This window comes from Xenorhabdus beddingii, assembly GCF_002127545.1.
GTDB lineage: Bacteria > Pseudomonadota > Gammaproteobacteria > Enterobacterales > Enterobacteriaceae > Xenorhabdus > Xenorhabdus beddingii.
Map to the genome: position 1 here is coordinate 1 of NZ_MUBK01000035.1, position 21,931 is coordinate 21,931.

Consider the following 21,931-nt stretch of genomic DNA (forward strand, 5'->3'; position numbering starts at 1 on the left):
GCTGAATAAATTAACCTCGCCTCTGGATATATTTGCTCAGCTAGGCACTCAGGCGTTGGATAAATTGAAATCCACACTGGATGCCTTTGTGCAACTGGGGGTTCAGGCGCTGAATAAATTAACCTCGCCTCTGGATATATTTGCTCAGTTAGGCACTCAGGCGCTGGATAAATTGAAATCCACACTGGATGCCTTTGTGCAACTGGGTGTTCAGGCGCTGAATAAATTAACCTCGCCTCTGGATATATTTGCCCAGTTGGGCACTCAGGCGCTGGATAAATTAAAATCCAGCCTGGATATATTTACTCAAATTGGGGTTAAGGGACTAGAAGAATTAAGAGCCAATCTGAATAGATTTGCTCAGGTCGGTATTCAGGCCATGGAGAATTTAAGAGATGGCTTGAAGGCATTCGCACAATTCGGAACCGAGGCTTTGGAAGCACTAAGAGCCGCCATGGATTTTTTCGGTAAAACCGGGGATAAGGTTTTTGGCTCACTGAATAATGGTGCTGATTTACTCTCTAACAAAGGAGGTAAAGATACTTTTGGCAGACAAAGAAAAGGCTTGGGAGCATTAGGGAATATTGGCCAAAAAGTTTTTGGTGTTTTGGGTAATGGTATCAATATCCTGGCAAGTGTTGGTGTAAAAGGATTGTCTTTTTTAAGTAGCACTTTCAGTGTATTAGGTAAGTCAATCATGTTTATTGGTCGGGCGATGATGGCAAACCCCATTCTTGCCATTATTGGCGTTATCGCCATGGCTGCTATTTATATTTGGCAGAATTGGGAATCATTGGGACCAAAATTTACCGCTATGTGGGAAAGTATCAAAAATATCTGTAGCAATGTATGGCAGGGTATTAAAGATACAGTCAGTGCTGCATGGGAAGGCATTAAAAGTTATTTCATGAATGGTGGGTTAATCGGCATTATCTACCAAAACTGGGATGCCATTAAACAAAGTGCTTCAGAAGTCTGGGAATCGGTTAAAGCTAAAATCAGTGAAGTTTGGGAATCGGTTAAACAGAATACATCAGAAATCTGGGAAAGCGTCAAAAAATCAATTTCAGATCGATGGAATGAAATTGTTAGCGAAGTTCAGGCGATTCCAGAAAAATTAAAGCAAGCTGGATCGAATATGATTGACAGTTTGTTGTCTGGTATTCAAGAAAAATGGGAAAACCTGAAAAATAAATTTGCCTCAATTACGGACTGGTTTAAATCATGGGGGTCTGACGATGATAAAAAGGAGATTGCTTTAAAAACATCGCAGGAAATAACCAAGAGTGAAACCGTTGAGCAAGCGAAGCAAATTACAGCAACAGCATATGATACAGGCGGCTTTATTCCAGCAGGTCAAGTGGGTCTTGTTGGTGAACGTGGCCCTGAAATTATTAATGGCCCAGCTAATGTGACCAGCCGGAAAAATACAGCGAAACTTGCTGCCGTAGGACTTGCTGTCAGCTCGATGTCATTGCCCATTGCTGCGCAGGATGCCCCGTTACATGCGCAAAGTTTACCTGCCCACACTTATGAGGAAGTTCAGGCAAAGAGGGAGCGGAGCCAGCCGCAGCAATACGGTGGGGCAGCGCCGCAATACAACATTTATGTCTATGGCTCACAGGGACAATCCGCACAGGATATTGCCCGTATGGTCAGGCAGGAACTGGAACAACGAGAGCGTATGCAGCAAGCCCGTATGCGTAGCTCGCTTTCTGACAGAGGAGACGATTTCTCATGATGGCTGCACTTGGATTGTTTGTTTTTATGTTGAAAACAACGCCATATCAGACTTTTCAACATAAACAGAGTTGGCGACATGCCTTTAACAGCCGCGTGGGAGCGCGGCCTGCATGGCAGTTTGTCGGTTCAGATAACGATACGGTCACGCTATCGGGGGAGCTTTATCCTGAGCTGACCGGGGGTTCTCTTTCACTGACGGCCTTAAAATTAATGGCTGATAGCGGTAAGGCGTGGTCTTTCATTGATGGCAGTGGTGCGATTTACGGCATGTTCGTTATCGAAAGCATTGATGAGACAAAAACGGAATTTATGTCAGGTGGTGCGGCCAGAAAAATCAGTTTTACGCTGACCTTGCGGCGAGTGGATAACAATCTGTTTGAAATGTTGGGTGATTTGCAGGAGCAGCTTTCTGATATCAAAGATAAGGTTGTTGATAAAACCAGGGGAGTCCTCGCATGATCGACGTTGAAGAGTGGATGCCCAACACGGATTGGGTTCCCCAATTTGATTTGCTTACCGGAAAAACCAGCCAGCCCGCTTTTCGTCTGGAAATCAACAATCAGGATATCAGCGGAAAGATCCAATCACGCCTGATGTCCTTAACGCTGACGGATAACCGGGGTTTGGAATCAGACCAGCTCGATATTGAGTTGGATGATGCGGATGGCATGCTGATGCTACCTCGCCGGGGCGATATTCTCACTTTGGAACTGGGGTGGCATGGCCATCCCTTAACCCCAAAGGGAAAATTTGTTGTTGATGAAATTGAACATTCTGGCGCCCCTGATCGTCTGACGATCCGTGCCCGCAGTGCAGATTTTCGTGGTGACCTGAATGTCAGACGCGAAAAGTCTTACCATAAGCACACATTGGAGAGCATTGTGAGTACGATTGCCGCGAGAAACCAACTGACATTTAAAATCAGTGAGGAATTGAAAGGCATCTCCATGCATATCGATCAGACTACCGAATCTGACGTGAGCTTTTTGACTCGTATAGCCAAACAAGAAGGGGCGATTGCTTCCGTCAAAAACGGTGAATTGCTGTTTGTTCGACAAGGGCAGAATAAGACGGTGAGTGGTGAGGATATTCCGCTCGCGCTGATTACTCGTGAATCAGGGGATAGTCACCGATTTTCTCTGTCTGATCGTGACGCCTATACCGGTGTCGTTGCTCAATGGCAGGATACACGTACCGCGACGAAGCAGACGGTTAAACTGAGGCGGGTAGAATCAAAGAGCGGAAAAGTTGACGTTGTGCTTGAGTATGCAAGTAGCGAGAGCAAATCATCAGGCAAGAGTTCTTCTCAAAAAGACAAAAATATTTCCCAAAAAGAGCAAGATCCCTCCAAGAAAAAAGAGTCCTTTATCTTTAGAAAGGAAAAAGATCGTAAAAATGAGTCCCCTTATGGGATGAATTCAACTAAGCCCAATGTCGCTAAGTCTGGAGGGGTGAGTTTAGAGAAGAAAAGTGGCGTCAATTTGACGAAAAAAAATCTAAAAATCAAAGAAAAGGATAAACCGAATTATATCAAAGAAGGACAAAACGGACGTAAAAGGAAAAACAGAGCCAGGGGAGGTATCGATAGTGAAAGAAATATCACTATCAAGGGAAGCGTCTCTTCTGAGGAGCAGAGCCAATCAACGACTGAGCATCATCAAACAACCACAGTAAAGCAAGAATCCGCAAGTTATTTGGCGGGAACTCAGGAAAATGTTCTGACGCTTTCGCGCGTTTATTCTGACAAAGAAAGTGCGGAGCGTGCTGCCAAAGCTGCCTGGGAAAAAATGCAGCGCGGTGCAGCGCAGTTCTCTATCACCCTGGCGAAAGGACGTGCAGACATCTACCCTGAAACGCCTGTCCAGCTAAAGGGATTTAAGCAGGAAATTGATGGAACTCATTGGACGTTGGTGAAAGTAACCCACAACCTTAATGACGGTGGTTTTACCACATCATTGGATCTCGAAATCAAGATTGATGATGTTGAACTTAAAACTGAGGATACCGGAATAAATGCTTGATCTCGATATGAGATCTTTGGTATATTGTTCACCAGACGAGATGGTGTTATTTCAAGAAAGGTGAACAATATGATTAAGTGTCCTCTGTGTGGTCAGTCAGCGCATACCCGTAGCAGCTTCGAACATTCAAGCCAAACAAAGGAGCGCTATAACCAATGTCAGAACATCAATTGTGGAGCAACGTTCGTCAGCCATGAAACCTTTGTACGTTTCATTGCCAAGCCAGGGGAAGTCCAGAATGCAATGCCACATCCAAAGGCAAAAACCAAGAGACAACCCCGCCAGAAAGCGGCTGCCGCACAATAAATAATGAAAAAACATTGCTCCCTTTTTTGCCACCGTTATGGTGGCTTTTTTGTGGATATGGAATTGATAGAGGTTCTCTAATCGAGAACCTTATTGTGACGCCTACTTATTAACAAAGCAGGCGTTAAAGCGATTGGCAGGGCTACTTCTGGGTTTCTGCCTGCAAAATCCTTTGCATTTCATCTTTGATGTGTAGTTTTTCTTTTTTCAGGCGCACAACTTTATCGCTGTAGCCCGTTCCATTCGGGCCTTCTAGCTGGCTTATCTCGTGGTCAAGTCGGTTATGTTTTTCAAACAGGGATTGGAAGCGGGGATGTGATTCTTTCAGGTTGGATACTAAATCACGATATTCTGGAAACATGAGACCTCCTATACGAAATTTACTACCACACTATATATAAGTGTAGCAGCCCATTGTAATCTCAGATTTGAGAGATATCACATAAAAAAGATCCAGTAATTTTTATGTACCTCATTATCTATTAATAAAAATTAACTTTTATTTAGGATGAGTAAATTTTATTTTTATTGAATGCTATAAAAATCAGAGTATTGCCAAAAAACATAATTTACCTCAGTCTTTTTGTTGTTATGATCCAATTTCCTTTTTAAACATATTCAGAGGTGATATATGAAAAAATATTTATTTCCTTTAGTTGCCTTGATGGCATCAACTTCTGTTTTCGCTGACAAAAAACTCGAAGATGTAGCACCTTATCCCGCAGCTTCTAAGGGAATGGTTCGCAGTGTGATTGAACTTCCTCAGCAGGAACATGAAAACAACTACATGGTTGAGTTGATGATTGGCAAGGACTTGAAAGTGGATTGTAACCACCATTTGTTTGGCGGTAATTTGGCGACAAAAACGCTGGAAGGGTGGGGATATGATTATTATGAGCTGGATAAGGTGACGGGTCCTATTTCAACCAAAATGGGATGTCCAACGGAAGAAAAAACCGTGCGTTTTGTTCAGGTACAGTTAGGTAAAGATGCACTGGTACGCTATAACAGCAAATTACCTATCGTGGTATATACGCCAAAAACGATGACAGTAAAATATCGTATTTGGCAGGCATCAGATGAAACCAAGACAGCAGTAAACAAATAATCTATTGATTAGATAAATCAACAACCTGAGTTTGTATATTAAACTCAGGTTGTTTGATTTGTAAGATAGATTTCTATTTTTGGATCAATTTAGTTTTAATAGAAAGAAGATTTTTCGACACGGCTCATCATCAAGTTAACAATAGAACAGCCCGCAAAGAACTTATTTTTAAATCCACGTTGGTGATATTTGTTTCTCTTTTACTTTCTGTCTGCGATTCCTTGCCCATATTTAAAAATAGTAACTAAACTGTTTTGGGATTCTTTTGCATTTATGCAAATATCATTGAGGAATCGTAGAATGTTTAAAAAATTATCGGCAGAGTTCTTGGGTACTTTTTGGTTGGTGTTTGGTGGATGTGGTAGTGCGGTTTTAGCGGCGGCATTTCCACAACTGGGGATTGGTTTTGTGGGTGTATCCCTGGCTTTTGGTTTAACTGTAGTCACGATGGCCTATGCGGTGGGGCATATTTCAGGAGGACATTTTAATCCGGCGGTAACATTGGGGTTGTTTGCAGGTGGGCGTATTTCTGCCAAAGATTTAATTCCTTATATCATCGCCCAAGTGATCGGAGGAATTGCGGCGGCGGCGGTACTTTATCTTATCGCCAGTGGTAAAAGTGGTTTTGATGCAACAGCAAGTGGCTTTGCGTCTAATGGCTATGGTGAACATTCTCCCGGTGGTTTTTCATTACAGGCTGCAATTATTATTGAGTTAGTATTAACTGCATTTTTCTTGATTGTTATTCTTGGATCAACAGATAAGAAAGCGCCAGTGGGTTTTGCGCCATTAGCCATTGGCTTATCGCTCACACTGATTCATTTAATCAGTATTCCGGTGACAAATACATCTGTCAATCCGGCAAGAAGTACAGCCGTTGCCATTTTCCAAGGGACGTGGGCCTTGGAGCAACTTTGGGTATTCTGGCTGATTCCATTAATTGGTGGTGCTATTGGTGGCTTGATATACCGGACACTTTTACAGAAAGATGATTAATTAATTTCCCTCTTATTTTGAAAAGTCACGCTTGGCGTGGCTTTTTTCGTCTGTTTTTATGGTAGATATTCTCCACCATTCAATTTTTTCTCATTAGATAAAGCTAAAATACCTAATACTCCGAATAACCGGCAGAAAAGCAGGCGGTGATTATTGTTTGGATAATACCGCCAGTGTTGTCCATATCATTTATGATCACGGGTGTTTGTTTTATATAAACTAAGAATATCGGGTAGTAGAGTGATTAAACCAATCAGAGCCATACATCCGCCTATCCATAATGGTAGGGCAACCACATGAGTTACCAAAGTGTTAATGTAAACAACTAATTAACACCAGGATATTGGTTGGATTGCTATATGTGGTTGATTATATTTAAATTTATTAAACCATCATCAAGTCATGTCAGCTTAAGTATTGTGTGTTGAATCTATTTTTAAATATTCATTTAACAAATAATCAACTAATGCGGAAACCATGGTGATATATAAACGGAATACTCTATTCTGGCGAATTGCTAAATTCGTTATACATTATTTTTTATTCCTGTAATAAATAATATTGGATATCCAAATAATATCGCATTGTGAAGTCAATTTTACTGCAAGCCTTGTGGTTATTTAGGTTAGGTCTCAATGTCAAAAAAACTGAATTATTTTATTAAAAAAATTAGTTATTTTTTGAAATTATAATGATATATATTTATCTGCGTGATTTTTAATGGATAAAATAAATGTCATTAAAATATAAAAGCCGTTATACCTTTATCGGTATTTTGGTTTGATTATATCTTATAATCTTTTGTTCTATATTTTTTATGCTTTTATTTGTCCGTGTTGAGAAGTATATGAACTGACATTTTATATACGATAATGTGGGTGAAATAAATTAGGAAAGAGTTATGGAACGTATTGACATAGAAAAAGTGTCGAGCAAAATTCTGCATGAGTTATTACAGTACAGGCGACGCTTCCCAGAATCTGAACATTCACTTCAAGATGAAGAAAAAAGAGTTTCAGAGGTTCAACTACCACGTATTCGTGCATTTGTGGAGCAAGGAAAGCCTATTGAGTGTATTTTGCCTGCGTTTCCGACAAAATCACCGAACCCCCGTAAAGTATTGGGCAAGCTGCCTGATATGGCGGAAAAGTTATCATTGATTTTCTTAAATTCCCTTTGTCAGCGTATTCAGCTTTATTATCCACCAGGAGCCAATATTGTTATTTGTTCTGATGGGCATGTGTTCAGTGATCTTATTCATGTTGATGATAACACGATTACACATTATCAATTGGAAATTGAAAAGCTGCTGCATGAATTAGGCGCGACTCATCTTTCCGTTTTTAATCTCGGTAATGTTGAGTCATTAACGCAATATACCCATGATTATGATCAACTGCGGGAATTACTGGTAAGCCGTTATGCTTCTTCAATCGAGGAAATTAAGGAAACACTAAAAGAAAACGAAGAAGGTATCCGATTATATCGGGCTATTACTCGTTTTCTTTATGAAGATAGTTTATTGCCAGAATACACAGGGTCGAAAAATGCGTTGCAAAAAGATGCCCGTCACCGCTCTGTGGGGGTTATCCAGCGTAGTTGGGCCTGGGGAAACCTGCTGGCTGAACAATTTCCATTGGCGATCCGCCTCTCTATCCATCCTCAGTCCGTAGACAGTATCAAAATCGGGATCCACATGATGCCGACCCGGGATGATTGGTTGACGCCATGGCATGGTGTGGCTGCCAATATTAACGGTCAGTTCGTGCTGATGAAAAGCGATGAAGTGAAACAGATGCAGGGAAAATTGATTGAAATTCGTGGTGTGCCAAGCCATTACCTGATTGAAGCGTTATCTGAAGAAAATCAACCAACAAAATCCCTGAAGATGACGCCGGCAAACCAATAACCCCTTTTGAGAAAATAAATCATGAATACAGATAAACTTGATTGCAACATTGAGTTGGTTGAACCGTTCGGGGTGCTGATTACGCCTCAATATCCTGATCAGGATATTGGCACGTTGTCAGTCGATGCCCTGCGTGAATTGGCCCGTACTCATCTATTGGTGGTATTGCGTGGTTTCCACTCTGGTTTTACGGATAAAGAGAAATTGACAGAATATTCCGGCCGTTGGGGGGAAATCATGATGTGGTCATTCGGGGCGGTGCTGGATGTTATGGAACACCCGAATCCCGCTGATCATGTTCTGGACAGCGGTAACCTGCCGTTGCATTGGGATGGAATGTATAGACAAACGATCCCGGAGTTTCAGATATTTCACTGTGTGGCTGCGCCAGAGGCAGCACAGGGAGGGCGCACCACTTTCGTCAATACTGAGCGATTGATTGCTGATGCCAGCGATGATGAGCGCAATAAGTGGAAAGCGACAACGATTGCGTATCGCACAAGCAAAGTGACCCATTATGGTGGCGAAGTCGTTTCACCGCTGCTCTGTCTCCATCCCGACGGTAAAAAATGGGTACTCCGTTACAATGAGCCGATGAGAAAGGAAGACGAGAAATATGCCGATCATCACGCTTTAACCATGCATGGACTATCACGGGAAGAGCAGGAGACACTTGAAGAGGCGTTATATGAGCGGTTGTATGATCCGCGTTATCTCTATGCGCATCAATGGCAGCCCGGTGATATTGTGATTAGCGATAATTTTTCTTTGCTACATGGCCGTGAAGCCTTTATTTCCCGTGCTCCCCGCCATATTCAGCGGGTGCATATCCATGGTGTGCCGGTGTGTGAAAATCACAGTTTTCGCCCCCTTTCCGTTCCAAAGGCGGATTAAGCAGAAATTATCTTAAAGGAAGTTTGATTCATGTCCCGTATTGTTTTAGCTGCTGTTGCAACCCCAGGCCATGTGTTCCCAATATTGACGATTACGGAGCATTTAATCGGGCAGGGGCATGATGCAACGATATTCAGTGGCTCTCTTTTTCAGTCGCAGGTGGAAGCGTTAGGCGCCAGTTTTGTTCCTTTCGATAAGCAAGTGGATGTTGATTATCGTTGTCTGGAAAAATACTTCCCTGAACGCGCAGAGCATCCGCCCGGAAATACTCAGATGGCTCTGGCAGTGAGGCAGTTTTTTACCGCGCCTATTCCTGTGCTGTCAGGCCAATTGATGCAGGTGCTTGAAGAAGCGCAAGCCGACCTTTTGATTATCGACAATACATTTTATGCGGCGTTGCCGTTATTGCAGAAACCGGCTGGTGAGCGTGTTCCCGTGATGGCTATCGGCGTCACGCCACTGTCGTGGTCATCACGGGATAGTCTATTCTGGGGCCCCCGTATCCCGCCTGAATTGTTACCCGCAGATTTGACCCGTGAGCAATTGGTGGACGAAGAGACTCATCAATTAATCAAACAGGTCAGGGATGCATTTAATCAGGCGCTGGCTGTGGTGGATTGTCCTCCCCTGACCGGTGATCACAACGATATTCTGATGAGCGGAGTGGATCGCTTCTTGCAACTGGCCACTCAGTCATTTGAGTTTTCTCGTGATGATTTGCCGGAAACGGTGACGTTTATCGGGGCGCTGGGTGTGAAAATGGGAGATGATAAAACTCAGATAAATTGGCCGGATGAGAGCCTGCCGTTGATCTTGGTGACCCAGGGAACATTGGCAAATATTGATTTTAACCAATTGTTATTGCCTGCATTGCGTGCCTTGGCACATTTGCCGGTTCGGGTATTGGCAATTACAGGTGGACGCCCTGTCAATGGACTGGGAGAGGAAATTCCAGAAAATGCCAGAGTTGTGGAGTATCTCAATTTTGAACACTGGCTTCCTCGCGCCTCCGTTTTTATTACCAATGGGGGTTATGGTTCGCTGAATTCCTCTATTCGTCACGGTGTCCCACTGGTGGTTGCGGGAACAGGGGATGGTAAATTAGAAGCGGTTGCCCGTGTGATCTGGTCACGTTGCGGCATTAGCCTGCATACGGATACACCCAGTGAACAGCAATTATATCGGGCGGTGACAAAGATATTATCCTCCCCGCTATGGCGTCAGCAGGTACAGCTTATTAAGGAAGATTATAAAGCTCATAATGCGTTGGAATCGATCACCCGCCACGTTAATGAATTGATTGCTCAATCGGCATGAAATCTTCCAGCGAGTGGCGAAGGTAATTGATATGTATTGATGAGAAAGTAACAAGTGATAAAAATAGAACGCGGTATGTTTTTTCTACCGCGTTCTATTATGGTCAGGCTTGAGGGTCAGGCTTTTTCCCGCACACCTTCAACGGAAATGATCAACTCGACTTCCTGACTTTTTGGTCCTAAATCGCTTTTAATATTAAAATCTTTCAGTTTGATTTTTCCATTGGCTTCAAAACCTGCACGGTATCCCCCCCACGGATCATTGCCTTCTCCTACCAATTTGGCGTTCAGTGTCACGGGCTTGGTGACACCATTTAAGGTCAGATCACCGAGGATAGTGTAGTTTTCCCCTGTTTTTTTCACTTCAGTGGATGTGAATTTGGCTTCTGGATATTTTGCCGTGTTCAGAAAATCAGGGCTGCGCAAGTGTTTGTCACGTTCAGCATGATTGGTTTCGACACTGTTCGTTTTAATAATGACATTGACTTTATCTGCGGCAGGGTTTTGTGCATCAAACGTAAATTCGCCGTCAAATTTTTTGAAGCCGCCGTAAAGCCAGCTTATGCCCAAATGTTGAATGCGAAATTCAATAAAAGCATGTTGACCGGCAATATCGATTTTATAGTCGGCAGCCATTGCTGAACTGGTGCCCATCAATAAAATACCCGTTGTCAGGCCGATTAACGTTTTTTTAAGTAATGCCTTATTAATCATATAATCATTCTCCAGAAGTGATTTTTTTATCGGAATCGAAGTTATTTTTTATCAAAATTGAAATTATTTCTTATCAAAATTGAAATTATTTCTTATCAAAATTGTAGCCAAGCATTCTTTTTAGCGTGATATCGCGGTCAATAAAGTGATGTTTTAATGCTGCCAGCCCATGCAGCAGAGAAAGCACCACAACAATCCAAGCAAGATAAAGATGGATAACACCGGCAGTATCAGCCTGTATGCCTTGCCCTGTAAGGGTCGCCGGAATTTCAAACCAGCCAAAAACACGGATGGCTTCACCCTCTGCGGTAGAAATCAGGTAACCGCTGATTAAAATGCCAAACAGGACGATATAGAGCGTTAGCTGAATAAGTTTGGAACCGATGCGTGTCAAAGGGCTGTAGCTTGCCAGGGGTTTGGGTGGCGGAGAAATAACCCGCCATATAACACGCATTATCGTGGCAATAAAGACGAGTATACCGATACTTTTATGCAGTTCCGGTGCGTGATGATACCAGGTATCGTAATAGCTTAATGTCACCATCCATAGTCCAAGGGCAAACATCCCGTAAACGGCAAGGGCAACTAGCCAATGGATTAAAACGGAAATATGACCAAAGCGTGTGGAAGTATTTTTTAATAGCATCCCGTTTCCTTATTTTTGTTCAACTAAATGGAGCTAGTCCCAAAAACGTCATAAGTATGAGTGAAAAATTTTGTCTATTATAGTAGATAAAAATGAAATCTGATTTTTGTAAATTTCAGACAAATAATTTGTTTAAGAATGTCAAAATTTATCAATAATAAAGTAAAATGATACCCTCTTGGCTAAAATTAAAGTGTGGGCTGTATTTTTTATATTCTATATTGTTCTTTGCTTATATCTAATTATCTTTGTTTTTTTCATGGGTGAGGAAATTATTATTTCCTTGTGAAAAATATGCAAAGGTAAATTTTATTGTCTCTCGCTTTATTATGATGATGAAATAGCGTAATGTTTTTTATGCAGTCACACTATTTCATCATCCTGACAAGAAAAACAGAGCGAGAAAGACGATGTATACATTGTGGATAGCCAATAAAAATTATTCTTCCTGGTCACTTCGGCCGTGGATTTTGCTTAAAGCGTTGAATATTCCGTTTAATGAACGGGTTAGCTATTTTGAAGATGGTAAAAACAGCCATGAAAAATTCAAAGCATTTTCACCCACCGGGCTGGTTCCTTGCCTGATGGATGGGGATATTACGGTTTGGGATTCGTTGGCGATTGTGGAATATCTCGCTGAGGATCATGCTCAGGTCTGGCCATCAGATAAAATGGCCCGGGCATGGGCGAGAAGTGCTGTGGCAGAAATGCACTCCGGTTTTGCTGCATTACGTCAGAGTTGTTCGATGAATTGCGCTATCCGAACTGAATTGAACAAAATCCTGCCTGAGTTGCAGCGTGATATTGACCGAATTGATGCACTTTGGTCGGAAGGTCTGACTAAATTTGGTGGCGAATGGCTGGCGGGGGATAAATTCACGGTGGTTGATGCGTTTTATGCTCCTGTGGTTTTTCGCGCCCGAGCCTATGGATTGAAGTTTTCTGCTACCAGTCAAAAATGGATTGATCGCATGTTGAAACATCCTGCGATGGTGGAGTGGGTAGAGGCGGCGATAAAAGAACCCAAAATAGCGCATTAATCCACATGGTAGGGTGTTTTTATATTGAAAATATTTATACAGGGTGCGGTTGTATGTACCCTGTTTTAAATATTGTGTTTATGCGTGATTATTCATTATCATGCCACGTGAAAAATCAATTAATAAAAGAATGAATGGATTAATGTGGACAAAAATTCTGGATAAAAAAAGCTCCGTGTGTAGGAACGGAGCTGAAATGGGTAAAAGTAGCTGGGAAAATGTAGTACTGTTGTATAATAACTCAATGGTATTAAATGCTGATTAAACGACAGGAGAGTTGTATAAAAAATATCGCGCATTTCTAATGGAAAACGGCGTCCCGGATGATTTCCAGTGCAGCCGGGTTCTCAATCAGAGCAATATCACCTGGCTCACGCCCCTCACAAATGGCCTGCATAGTGCGGCGCAGCATTTTTCCTGAGCGGGTTTTTGGTAATTGAGTCACAAAATAGACCCGTACCGGGCGTCCAACACTGCCGATTTTCTTGTCTACCAATGTCATTAGGGCTTTTTCCAATCCGGCAAAATGGTCAGCATCCTGAATTTCCCGCCCTTCCTTGAGAACGGCAAAAGCAACCGCGACTTGTCCTTTTACTTTATCTTTGATACCGATTACGGCAACTTCTGCCACGTCTTCATGGCTGGCAATACACTCTTCAATTTCCCGCGTTCCCAAACGATGGCCTGAAACATTAATAACATCATCAGAACGTCCCAGAATAAAATAGTAACCGTCGTTGTCACGAATTCCCCAGTCAAATGTCGAATAGACCGGTTGGTCAAAGTGTGTCCAGTAGGTGTTGATAAAACGGGCATCATCCCGATAGAGGGTCTGGATGCAGCCGGGGGGAAGGGGGCCTTTGATCACCAGCATTCCCTTTTCATTCGCACCACACGCCTGGCCCGTCAGTTCGTTAATCAGCCTGACGTTAAAACCGTACACAGGGAAACCCGTACTGCCAAAACGACTTGGCCGGTCGTCCAAACTTCGTGCGATTGCCATAATCGGCCAGCCCGTTTCGGTTTGCCAGTAATTATCAATCACGGGCACGTTAAGGGTTTCGGTGATCCAGCGGGCAGTATGTTCATCCAAGGGTTCACCCGCCAAATAGAGGGTTTCCAGAGATGAAATATCATATTTGGCAATGCAGTCTGTCGGATATTTTTTCAGGACACGGATTGCCGTGGGAGCAGAAAACATTCTGGTGACGTGGTGTCTTTCGACAATTTGCCACCAAATACTGGCATCAGGGCGTATCGGTAATCCTTCATACATGACGGTTGCCATGCCTGCGATCAGCGGGGCGTAGATAATATAGGAATGCCCGACGACCCAGCCAATATCTGATGTACAAAAGAAAACGCCCCCTGCTTTTCCCCCAAAAATAATGTCCATTGATGTTGCCAATGCCACGGCATAACCGCCAACATCCCGCTGTACGCCTTTGGGCGTTCCCGTTGTACCGGAAGTATAGAGCACACAGGAGGTTTCATTGGATTCAAGCCAGGTCACGGGGACTTTTGCACCAAGGTGTTTTTGCCGTAATGTGGCGAAATCCACATCTCTATCTTCCACCCAATGGGTGTCAGCCAGTCCACGATTCATCATGAGTACATGACGTGGCGTATGGTTAGCTAACCCGATAGCTTCATCCAACAGCGGTTTGTAGGGGACGATTTTGCCCCCGCGTGAACCTGCATCCGCAGAGACGACCAGAACCGGCTCTGCATTATCCAGCCGGGTGGCGAGACTATGGGAAGCAAAGCCGCCAAACACTACCGAATGGATTGCACCGATGCGGGCACAGGCCAGCAAAATAAATAGCGCTTCGGCCACCATTGGCATGTAAACAACAACCCGATCGCCTTTTTTGACGCCGAGTGACAGCATCATGGCGGCAGTCTGGTTGACTTCCTGATGTAATTCTTTATAGGTGAAAACACGTTCACTGTTTGTTTCCGTTGAAATGGCAATCAGCGCCTTGGCATCGGGTTGGCTTTCCAGCCAGCGATCCAATGCGTTGTAGCAGAGATTGGTTTTTCCCCCGCAAAACCAACGGGCAAAGGGGGGATGGCTATGATCGAGAACTTGTTCAAAAGGCTGTTGCCAGTGTATCCGTTTGGCTTGTTCTGCCCAAAAGGTATGGGGGTCATCAATCGAAAGCTGATAGAAATCTTGGAATGACATAATTTCTCCTCGCGCTATGCAGATGAGGAGCGGCTCTTGGCGTCAGAGCCGCCGATGTATATATATCCTGCCAAGCTGCTGTTTTATGAGTTGTGATGCAACTCGAAATCTATTGGATATATTGGGATATCTGGACTTATATAACGTACAAATCGAGGTATTCATTCACGGGAATATCTCTCAATGACATAAGGTCAAGAGAGAGCGCCAGGATTTTTTGTTGCTGCTCTTCAGGAAATTGACGCGCCAGATTGGTTTTGAACTTTTCTTCGAGTAGCGGAATTCCCGCTTTGCGGCGGCGGGCATGTCCAATCGGGAATTCGACTTTTACTTCATCAAGCTGAGTCCCATCGGTAAATACCAGAGTCAGCGCATTGGCAATAGAACGTTTTTCTGGATCATGATAATCACGGGTGAAATCAGGGTCTTCGACACAGATTATTTTATCCCTCAACGCATCAATACGGGGGTCGGCTGCGATATTATCCTCATAATCTGCCGCAGTCAGACGGCCAAAAATCAGTGGGATGGCCACCATGTATTGAATGCAGTGATCCCGGTCTGCCGGATTGTTCAATGGGCCTTGTTTATCGATGATTCTGATACAGGCTTCATGAGTACGGATAGTGATGTGGGCGATATCTTCGACACATTTACCGCGTTCTTTCAGTTGTTGATGCAGGTTGATTGCGGCTTCTACGGCGGTCTGTGAGTGAAATTCTGCGGGGAAAGAGATCTTAAACAGCACATTTTCCATCACATAACAACCATAGGGGCGCTGGAATTTGAATGGCTGACCCTTGAACAGAACATCGTAAAATCCCCATGTTTCTGCCGTTAATGCGGAGGGATATCCCATTTCCCCTTTTTGCGCCATCAGTGCCAGACGCACCGCGCGAGAAGTGGCATCCCCCGCCGCCCAGGATTTGCGGGAGCCGGTGTTGGGCGCATGGCGATAAGTTCTCAGGGACTGCCCGTCAACCCAGGCCAATGAAACGGCACTTAATATTTCCTCACGAGTCAGTCCCAACATTTGGGCGACCACGGCAGTGGAGGCAACTTTGACCAGAACCACATGATCCAGCCCGACTTTATTGAAAGCATTTTCCAATGCCAGACAGCCTTGAATTTCGTGCGCTTTAATCATGGCGGTCAGCACATCCCACATAGTGAGAGGTTTTTCCCCCTGGGCTACTGCATTTCTGGATAACCAGTCGGCAGTGGCAAGAATACCCCCAAGATTGTCAGAGGGATGCCCCCATTCGGCCGCCAGCCAGGTGTCATTAAAATCCAGCCAGCGGATCATGGCACCGATATTGAATGCAGCCTGAACGGGATCGAGCTGGAATTGCGTTCCCGGTACGCGGGCACCATGAGGCACAATGGTGCCCGGTACTATTGGCCCCAATAGTTTTGTACAGGCAGGATATTCCAGCGCTTCCAATCCACAGCCCAAGGTGTCTATCAGGCAGTGATGGGCTGTAGCGTAAGCAATGGGGGATGTGACGATGTAGTCCATGACATAATCCACAATATCCACAATCACCTGATCATAATCAGGACGGTTGTTAACCACAGAGGTAGACATAATTAATCCTTAAATTGTGTATATAAATTGAGTTAGTTACGTTGATCAATGGGTATAAATGTCAAATTCTCAGGCCCGGTATAATTAGCCGAAGGACGGATGATTTTGTTGTCAATGCGTTGTTCAATAATGTGAGCCGCCCAACCAGATGTCCGGGCAATAACAAATAGTGGCGTAAACATGGCCGTCGGAACGCCCATCATGTGATAGGACACCGCAGAGAACCAATCAAGATTCGGGAACATCTCCTTGTTATCCCACATGACCGATGCGATCCGGTCTGCAATGTCATACATTTGGGTCGTACCTGCTTCTTGGGAAAGTTGCAGGGCAATCGCTTTAATCACTTTATGGCGGGGATCGGAGACGGTATAAACCGGATGACCAAAACCGATGATGACCTCTTTTCTCTCCAGACGGGAAAGGATATCGGCCTCAGCCTGCTCTGGTGTGTCATAACGCTGCTGGATTTCGAAGGAAACCTCATTGGCTCCGCCATGTTTTGGCCCGCGCAGGGCACCAATGCCCCCGATAATGGCCGAATAAATATCTGATCCGGTGCCGGCAATCACACGGCTGGTAAAAGTAGAAGCATTAAATTCATGCTCGGCATACAGGATTAAGGAGATATGCATGGCTTTTTCCCATGATCCACGCGGCTTTTTACCATGCAGAAGATGGAGGAAATGCCCGCCAATGGAATCATCATCGGTTTCAACTTCAATGCGGCGCCCATTATGGCTGTAGTGATACCAATAAAGCAGTATTGAGTTGAGGGATGCCAGCAAGCGATCGGCGATATCACGGGCACCCGCGAGGTTATGATCTTCTTTTTCTGGCAGGGTACAACCCAGAACAGAAACCCCCGTGCGCATCACATCCATTGGGTGAGCCACTGCCGGCAGCGCTTCCAATGCAGCTTTAACGCTACTGGGCAGGCCACGCAGGGCTTTCAGTTTGGCTTTATAAGAGGTCAATTCTGCGCGGGAAGGCAGTTTATCGTGGATAAGCAGATAGGCGATTTCTTCAAATTCACAATGGGCAGCCAAATCGAGAATATCATAGCCACGGTAGTGCAAATCGTTACCGTTTTTCCCCACGGTACAAAGTGCGGTATTGCCTGCCGTAATGCCGGAGAGGGCAACGGATTTTTTCGATTTAAACGGGGTAGATTCAGGCGATCCCGCTGTTGTCTTCTGTTGATTCATGAGTTCCACCTTTGCTATTTTTTCTGGGAAAACAAGGCATCCAGTTTTCGTTCAAAAGCGTAGTAGTTGATGCTTTCATAAAGTTCATTACGGGTTTGCATCATGTCGATGACGTTTTTTTGTGTGCCATCGCGGCGCAAAGCGGTATAGACCTGCTCGGCAGCTTTATTCATGGCCCGGAATGCCGATAGTGGATAGAGGGCGATGGCAACATCCACGCTGCCCAACTCTTCGATGGTAAAAAGCGGCGTCGCCCCGAATTCAGTAATATTCGCTAAAATGGGCACCTGAGTTCTGGATGAGAATGCCTGATACATATGCAGTTCTGTAATCGCTTCAGGAAACAGCATATCTGCGCCCGCCTCGATATAAGCCGCCGCCCTTTCCAGCGCCGCATCCAACCCTTCCACCGCGAGTGCATCAGTGCGCGCCATAATGACGAAATTCGCGTCGGTGCGGGCGTCAACAGCCGCCTTAATGCGGTCTACCATCTCTTCTTTGGCGACAATTTCTTTATTCGGGCGATGGCCACAACGTTTAGCACCGACCTGATCTTCAATATGGATACCCGCCGCACCTGCTTTAATAATAGAACGAACGGAGCGGGCAACGTTGAATGCTGAGGAACCGAACCCGATATCCGCATCCACCAGTAGCGGTAAATCACACACATCTGTGATGCGGCGGATATCAGTCAAGACATCATCCAGCGTAGAGATACCTAAATCAGGTAATCCTAAGGAGCCTGCTGAAACCCCCCCGCCTGAAAGATAAATCGCCTTGTAGCCTGCTTGTTTCGCCAGCAATGCATGGTTTGCATTGATGGTTCCGACCACTTGTAACGGAGATTCGGCTTTTATTGCGTGACGAAAAGCTAAACCTGCAGAAGAAAATGCCATAGATAACCTCACTGTTACTAAAATGAAACTAATTTGTATTCCTCTATGGTTTAAGCAAGGTTAATGCCAAAGATTAAAAATCAGGTTTAATATCAGTAAGTAACATCATGACGATGTTGTTTTTTCATTTTAAATTAATTAGATATGCTGTTTTTAATTGATGGTGTGGTTATCCGTGAGCTATGGATGATAATATGTGCCTGTTTCATTTTGAATCATTGATGTTTCATTTTTGTTTCATGTTTGGATGATGAAACATTTAGAGGACATTGTGGGTCTGCATTCATTGAAAAGTGGGTCTGCATTCATTGAAAAAGAGCAAGGGGGAAGTATGGCGCCAATACATGTCGATGAGCGTGACAACGGTAAGCCTGTGATTTGGACAGTCTCCGTTTCCCGGCTTTTCGACCTTTTTCGCGATATTACGCCAGAATTTGATCATCAGGCTGATATCACCCCGATTCAGCTTGGTTTTGAGCGTGCAGTGCAACATATTCGCAAGCGTCTGGAAACAGAACATTGTGATGCCGTGATTTGTGCGGGATCTAATGGGGCATATTTGAAAAATCGTTTATCCGTACCGGTTATTATTGCGAAAGCCAGCGGATTTGATTTTATGCGGGCGTTGGCGCGTGCCCGGCAAATCAGTTCCCGAATTGGCGTCATTACCTATCAAAATCCCCTGCCTGTATTGGAAGAATTTCAACAGAGTTTCAATTTGCGCATTGAGCAACGCAGCTATGTGACGGAAGAAGACGCCAGAGAACAGGTAAATGCGTTGAAAGCGATGGGAATCAAAGTCATTGTTGGGGCAGGGTTGATTACCGATCTTGCTTATGAATCGGGGCTGGTGGGGATTTTCCTCTATTCTGCTGATTCCATCCGGCTGGCATTTCAAGATGCACTGGAAATGGCCAAAATGACCCGACTAAATCAGGCGGTGATTTCGCCTTATCCTACGGAAGATAAGTTACGTACTCGTCATACGATCAGTGATATTCGGGGGAATTCTGCGGTGGTGGAACATGTGCGTAATACGATTATGTTGTATTCCCGCTCGGCCGCTACGGTTCTGATTCAGGGAGAAAGTGGAACGGGAAAGGAGCTGGTGGCTCAGGCCATTCATCACGAATATACCGTGCGTTATGGGCTGGCCGGCAAGCAGTCACGGCCATTTGTGGCCGTGAACTGTGGCGCAATTGCAGAATCTTTGCTGGAAGCTGAACTGTTTGGCTATGAAGAAGGGGCTTTCACCGGTTCCCGGCGTGGCGGACGAGCCGGATTGTTTGAAGTTGCACATAGGGGAACGTTATTTCTGGATGAAATTGGTGAAATGCCATTGCCGCTGCAAACGCGGTTATTAAGGGTATTGGAAGAGAAATCTGTGGTCAGGGTAGGAGGGTATCGCCCCATTGCGGTTGATGTACGCATCATTTGTGCCACGCATTGCGATTTGGATGCATGGGTGAAAGAAGGGCGTTTTCGGGCAGACTTGTTCTACCGTTTGAGTGTCTTGAGGATCAACGTCCCCGCTTTGCGGGAAAGGGGAAGCGATATTGGTTTGCTGGCGATGGAATACTTACAACGGGCATTTGCAGCACTTAATTTATCAGTTTCATCATCAAGAATACGGGAGCTTGCTGCGTGTGATAAAGCCTTGCAGTCCTATCATTGGCCGGGAAATGTGCGTGAACTGCGCAACTTGATGGAACGGATAGCACTGTATTTAAGTGCCCATCCTGAACAAACGTTGACACCCGCGCTGATGTTATCACTTTCACCAGAGTGCCGGATTGATATCAGTGCTCTCAACAACAGCCTGAAAACCACGCAGATTGAGTCATCTTCTTTTATTGCAAGCGTGCCTTCAGCGCATGATATTGTCGCGAGCTTTTCAGGTAACCGACGGGCTGCCGCCCAATATTTGGGAATTAGCCGCACGACGTTATGGCGGAGATTGAAGCGAGAACAGGCAGGAAAGGAGGCTTATGAATCTTGAGAACCCACAAAATTCAGTTTTGCGTTGTGGCTGGTTTTTAATGACAGGTGAGCGTCTGAACGTTCGCCTGTCATTAAAGGGGGGCAGTCATTTTTTACCATTCATCATGAATTAAAGATCATTGAAAATTTTTTGTGCATAAGAAAATTTATTCGATTTCTTCGATTTATTCACAGAAACCAATTCGATATGGTGATTGGGTTTTCTTTGCATAAGTTCGATAGCGTATTTTAGCTCAGAGTAAGTGATCGGAAAGAGATTTTTAAGGTTTCCAATATCAGAAGGGTTGCTATTTCGCCATCTATGATGAAAGTTTTCTACATTCATATTATAAATTCCAAGAGATCCAGGGGGGGCGTTATCCTCTATATAAAAGATGATTTTCTTTATCGGAGATTTTATATCACTTGCTTCTTGCTCGGCCCAATCGATTGATTTTTTACTTAATTTTCGTATAAAAGCTCTAGAGAAACATTTTCCTATTAAATCACAGTGACTGAACATTTCCTTATCTTCGTTTGTCGCTGTCTTATAGTGCTCATTTTTATAATCTATATATTTTGATATTTTCTCAAATCCTTTTTTGTCACTCTCAACAAATGAGTCAAAAATATCAGAGGTATAATTCCGGTTAAAAATGTCATGATTACCATAACGAGATTGAGAAATAAAACCTTCTCCAGAACGTTTGTCATATTTCTTATTCTTTAATATTTCATTAGAATATAAATGTCGGCACTTGTTATATTCCATGTTTTTTGTGAGAAATCCAGCTCTATAATCTTTATATTCTTTCCTGTTTCCTGACTTACTTATATTTTCTTTTCTCCTATTTAAAGTGGCACTGAGTGAGAGTTGATTTAGTTGCTTTGGTTGATTTAAATGTACGCTGAAAAAAACACTGATACTATGTAATAAATATTTTACTGTATCTATGTCTATCTTTTTTTTAATTGTTTTTGAAACGGCCTCATTTCCTTCTGAAAATCTATTTCTCACCATCTGATAAAAATCATTAACAAAGGGATTTTTATCTTCTTCTCTAAGAAATCCTGATTTTCCATTATTCATTAAAAAATTAGTAATTATAGTAAGGTTCTCTCTGCATGAATTAACTCCTATTATATTTGAACTATCGAATAAGTCATCCATGGTGATATAAATATCAGTGCCTTGAGTTTCATTCATATCAAGCAAATATTTTTTTCGATAATCTAACAAACCATAAACAATAATTATATTTTTTTCCATTGTATCACCTGTTTGAGATAATTTTTCTGTCTGTCGTTTTTCAAGTTGCAGCTTGTTGGCTGCAACTTGAAATCCATTGGGTATTATTGGGTTAAAAATGACAGC

At 43.8% G+C, this 21,931-nt stretch carries 18 protein-coding genes and 1 pseudogene; 11 read left to right on the forward strand and 8 right to left on the reverse strand.

Annotated elements, in window-relative coordinates:
• From Xbed_RS16465 to Xbed_RS16480, 4 genes and pseudogenes are all read left to right on the forward strand, one after another.
• Window positions 1–1,741: pseudogene (locus Xbed_RS16465) on the forward strand (phage tail protein); the annotation flags it as partial.
• Entirely contained in the window at window positions 1,738–2,202 is a 465-nt protein-coding gene (locus Xbed_RS16470; RefSeq protein ID WP_086113949.1) for a phage tail protein, read from the forward strand. The pseudogene Xbed_RS16465 and the gene Xbed_RS16470, both read left to right, overlap by 4 nt.
• Window positions 2,199–3,764, forward strand: a complete 1,566-nt coding sequence (locus Xbed_RS20830) for a phage late control D family protein (protein WP_086113950.1) — start codon at window positions 2,199–2,201, stop codon at window positions 3,762–3,764. Before Xbed_RS16470 ends, Xbed_RS20830 begins: the two co-directional genes overlap by 4 nt.
• A 69-nt stretch (window positions 3,765–3,833) precedes the next feature.
• Window positions 3,834–4,070 carry an ogr/Delta-like zinc finger family protein gene (locus tag Xbed_RS16480; RefSeq protein WP_086113951.1) on the forward strand — a complete coding sequence of 79 codons (237 nt, stop codon included), beginning with the start codon at window positions 3,834–3,836 and terminating at the stop codon, window positions 4,068–4,070.
• Between the two features lie 142 nt (window positions 4,071–4,212).
• On the opposite strand, the gene Xbed_RS16485 is transcribed toward Xbed_RS16480, so the two are convergent.
• Window positions 4,213–4,431 carry an HP1242/YdcH family protein gene (locus tag Xbed_RS16485; RefSeq protein ID WP_086113952.1) on the reverse strand — a complete coding sequence of 73 codons (219 nt, stop codon included), beginning with the start codon at window positions 4,429–4,431 and terminating at the stop codon, window positions 4,213–4,215.
• Window positions 4,432–4,701: 270 nt separating this feature from the next.
• On the opposite strand from Xbed_RS16485, the gene eco reads away from it, so the two are divergent.
• The 5 genes from eco to Xbed_RS16510 all read left to right on the forward strand — a co-directional run bounded on the left by eco (window position 4,702) and on the right by Xbed_RS16510 (window position 10,294).
• Entirely contained in the window at window positions 4,702–5,178 is a 477-nt protein-coding gene (eco, locus tag Xbed_RS16490) for a serine protease inhibitor ecotin (RefSeq protein ID WP_086113953.1), read from the forward strand.
• A gap of 300 nt (window positions 5,179–5,478) precedes the next feature.
• The gene (gene aqpZ / locus Xbed_RS16495) at window positions 5,479–6,174 is read left to right on the forward strand and encodes an aquaporin Z (protein ID WP_086113954.1); all 696 of its coding nucleotides are present in this window, start codon (window positions 5,479–5,481) and stop codon (window positions 6,172–6,174) included.
• Window positions 6,175–7,075: 901 nt separating this feature from the next.
• Entirely contained in the window at window positions 7,076–8,083 is a 1,008-nt protein-coding gene (gene pvcA / locus Xbed_RS16500) for an L-tyrosine isonitrile synthase (RefSeq protein WP_086113955.1), read from the forward strand.
• Window positions 8,084–8,104: 21 nt separating this feature from the next.
• Window positions 8,105–8,977 (forward strand): tyrosine isonitrile desaturase/decarboxylase, encoded by an 873-nt coding sequence (pvcB, locus tag Xbed_RS16505; protein ID WP_086113956.1) that lies wholly within the window; start codon window positions 8,105–8,107, stop codon window positions 8,975–8,977.
• A 30-nt stretch (window positions 8,978–9,007) separates the two neighbouring features.
• Complete coding sequence (locus Xbed_RS16510; protein WP_086113957.1) at window positions 9,008–10,294, forward strand: rhabduscin glycosyltransferase; 1,287 nt, start codon at window positions 9,008–9,010, stop codon at window positions 10,292–10,294.
• 116 nt (window positions 10,295–10,410) lie between these two features.
• Here the strand turns inward: Xbed_RS16510 and Xbed_RS16515 are convergent, their stop codons facing one another.
• Window positions 10,411–11,007: a YceI family protein gene (locus tag Xbed_RS16515; protein ID WP_086113958.1), complete on the reverse strand. Its 597-nt coding sequence runs from the start codon at window positions 11,005–11,007 to the stop codon at window positions 10,411–10,413.
• 85 nt (window positions 11,008–11,092) lie between these two features.
• Window positions 11,093–11,653, reverse strand: a complete 561-nt coding sequence (locus tag Xbed_RS16520) for a cytochrome b (RefSeq protein ID WP_086113959.1) — start codon at window positions 11,651–11,653, stop codon at window positions 11,093–11,095.
• A gap of 410 nt (window positions 11,654–12,063) precedes the next feature.
• On the opposite strand from Xbed_RS16520, the gene Xbed_RS16525 reads away from it, so the two are divergent.
• Window positions 12,064–12,693 (forward strand): glutathione S-transferase family protein, encoded by a 630-nt coding sequence (locus tag Xbed_RS16525; RefSeq protein WP_086113960.1) that lies wholly within the window; start codon window positions 12,064–12,066, stop codon window positions 12,691–12,693.
• Window positions 12,694–12,994: 301 nt separating this feature from the next.
• On the opposite strand, the gene Xbed_RS16530 is transcribed toward Xbed_RS16525, so the two are convergent.
• The 4 genes from Xbed_RS16530 to prpB form a co-directional block, all read right to left on the reverse strand.
• Window positions 12,995–14,881, reverse strand: coding sequence for a propionate--CoA ligase (locus Xbed_RS16530; protein WP_086113961.1), 1,887 nt, complete (start codon window positions 14,879–14,881; stop codon window positions 12,995–12,997).
• A 136-nt stretch (window positions 14,882–15,017) separates the two neighbouring features.
• Entirely contained in the window at window positions 15,018–16,469 is a 1,452-nt protein-coding gene (locus Xbed_RS16535; protein WP_086113962.1) for a bifunctional 2-methylcitrate dehydratase/aconitate hydratase, read from the reverse strand.
• A gap of 32 nt (window positions 16,470–16,501) precedes the next feature.
• Window positions 16,502–17,677 (reverse strand): bifunctional 2-methylcitrate synthase/citrate synthase, encoded by a 1,176-nt coding sequence (gene prpC / locus Xbed_RS16540; protein WP_086113963.1) that lies wholly within the window; start codon window positions 17,675–17,677, stop codon window positions 16,502–16,504.
• Window positions 17,678–17,691: 14 nt separating this feature from the next.
• A complete protein-coding gene (gene prpB / locus Xbed_RS16545) occupies window positions 17,692–18,576 on the reverse strand; it encodes a methylisocitrate lyase (protein ID WP_086113964.1) in 885 nt (294 codons plus the stop codon).
• A gap of 331 nt (window positions 18,577–18,907) precedes the next feature.
• Here prpB and prpR point away from each other — a divergent pair, with 331 nt between their 5' ends.
• Entirely contained in the window at window positions 18,908–20,575 is a 1,668-nt protein-coding gene (prpR, locus tag Xbed_RS16550; RefSeq protein ID WP_086113972.1) for a propionate catabolism operon regulatory protein PrpR, read from the forward strand.
• Window positions 20,576–20,686: 111 nt separating this feature from the next.
• On the opposite strand, the gene Xbed_RS16555 is transcribed toward prpR, so the two are convergent.
• Window positions 20,687–21,826 (reverse strand): hypothetical protein, encoded by a 1,140-nt coding sequence (locus Xbed_RS16555; protein WP_086113965.1) that lies wholly within the window; start codon window positions 21,824–21,826, stop codon window positions 20,687–20,689.
• Between the last annotated feature and the right edge of the window lie 105 nt (window positions 21,827–21,931).

Excerpts from the sequence above, each read along its gene's own strand:
- aqpZ (WP_086113954.1), top strand. The coding sequence starts at position 5,479 with ATGTTTAAAAAATTATCGGCAGAGTTCTTGGGTACTTTTTGGTTGGTG.
- Xbed_RS16515 (WP_086113958.1), bottom strand. The coding sequence starts at position 11,007 with ATGATTAATAAGGCATTACTTAAAAAAACGTTAATCGGCCTGACAACG.
- Xbed_RS16525 (WP_086113960.1), top strand. The coding sequence starts at position 12,064 with ATGTATACATTGTGGATAGCCAATAAAAATTATTCTTCCTGGTCACTT.
- Xbed_RS16530 (WP_086113961.1), bottom strand. The coding sequence starts at position 14,881 with ATGTCATTCCAAGATTTCTATCAGCTTTCGATTGATGACCCCCATACC.
- pvcA (WP_086113955.1), top strand. The coding sequence starts at position 7,076 with ATGGAACGTATTGACATAGAAAAAGTGTCGAGCAAAATTCTGCATGAG.
- Xbed_RS16535 (WP_086113962.1), bottom strand. The coding sequence starts at position 16,469 with ATGTCTACCTCTGTGGTTAACAACCGTCCTGATTATGATCAGGTGATT.
- Xbed_RS16520 (WP_086113959.1), bottom strand. The coding sequence starts at position 11,653 with ATGCTATTAAAAAATACTTCCACACGCTTTGGTCATATTTCCGTTTTA.
- prpR (WP_086113972.1), top strand. The coding sequence starts at position 18,908 with ATGGCGCCAATACATGTCGATGAGCGTGACAACGGTAAGCCTGTGATT.
- prpB (WP_086113964.1), bottom strand. The coding sequence starts at position 18,576 with ATGGCATTTTCTTCTGCAGGTTTAGCTTTTCGTCACGCAATAAAAGCC.
- Xbed_RS16470 (WP_086113949.1), top strand. The coding sequence starts at position 1,738 with ATGATGGCTGCACTTGGATTGTTTGTTTTTATGTTGAAAACAACGCCA.
- Xbed_RS16555 (WP_086113965.1), bottom strand. The coding sequence starts at position 21,826 with ATGGAAAAAAATATAATTATTGTTTATGGTTTGTTAGATTATCGAAAA.
- Xbed_RS20830 (WP_086113950.1), top strand. The coding sequence starts at position 2,199 with ATGATCGACGTTGAAGAGTGGATGCCCAACACGGATTGGGTTCCCCAA.
- pvcB (WP_086113956.1), top strand. The coding sequence starts at position 8,105 with ATGAATACAGATAAACTTGATTGCAACATTGAGTTGGTTGAACCGTTC.
- Xbed_RS16510 (WP_086113957.1), top strand. The coding sequence starts at position 9,008 with ATGTCCCGTATTGTTTTAGCTGCTGTTGCAACCCCAGGCCATGTGTTC.
- Xbed_RS16480 (WP_086113951.1), top strand. The coding sequence starts at position 3,834 with ATGATTAAGTGTCCTCTGTGTGGTCAGTCAGCGCATACCCGTAGCAGC.
- eco (WP_086113953.1), top strand. The coding sequence starts at position 4,702 with ATGAAAAAATATTTATTTCCTTTAGTTGCCTTGATGGCATCAACTTCT.
- prpC (WP_086113963.1), bottom strand. The coding sequence starts at position 17,677 with ATGAATCAACAGAAGACAACAGCGGGATCGCCTGAATCTACCCCGTTT.
- Xbed_RS16485 (WP_086113952.1), bottom strand. The coding sequence starts at position 4,431 with ATGTTTCCAGAATATCGTGATTTAGTATCCAACCTGAAAGAATCACAT.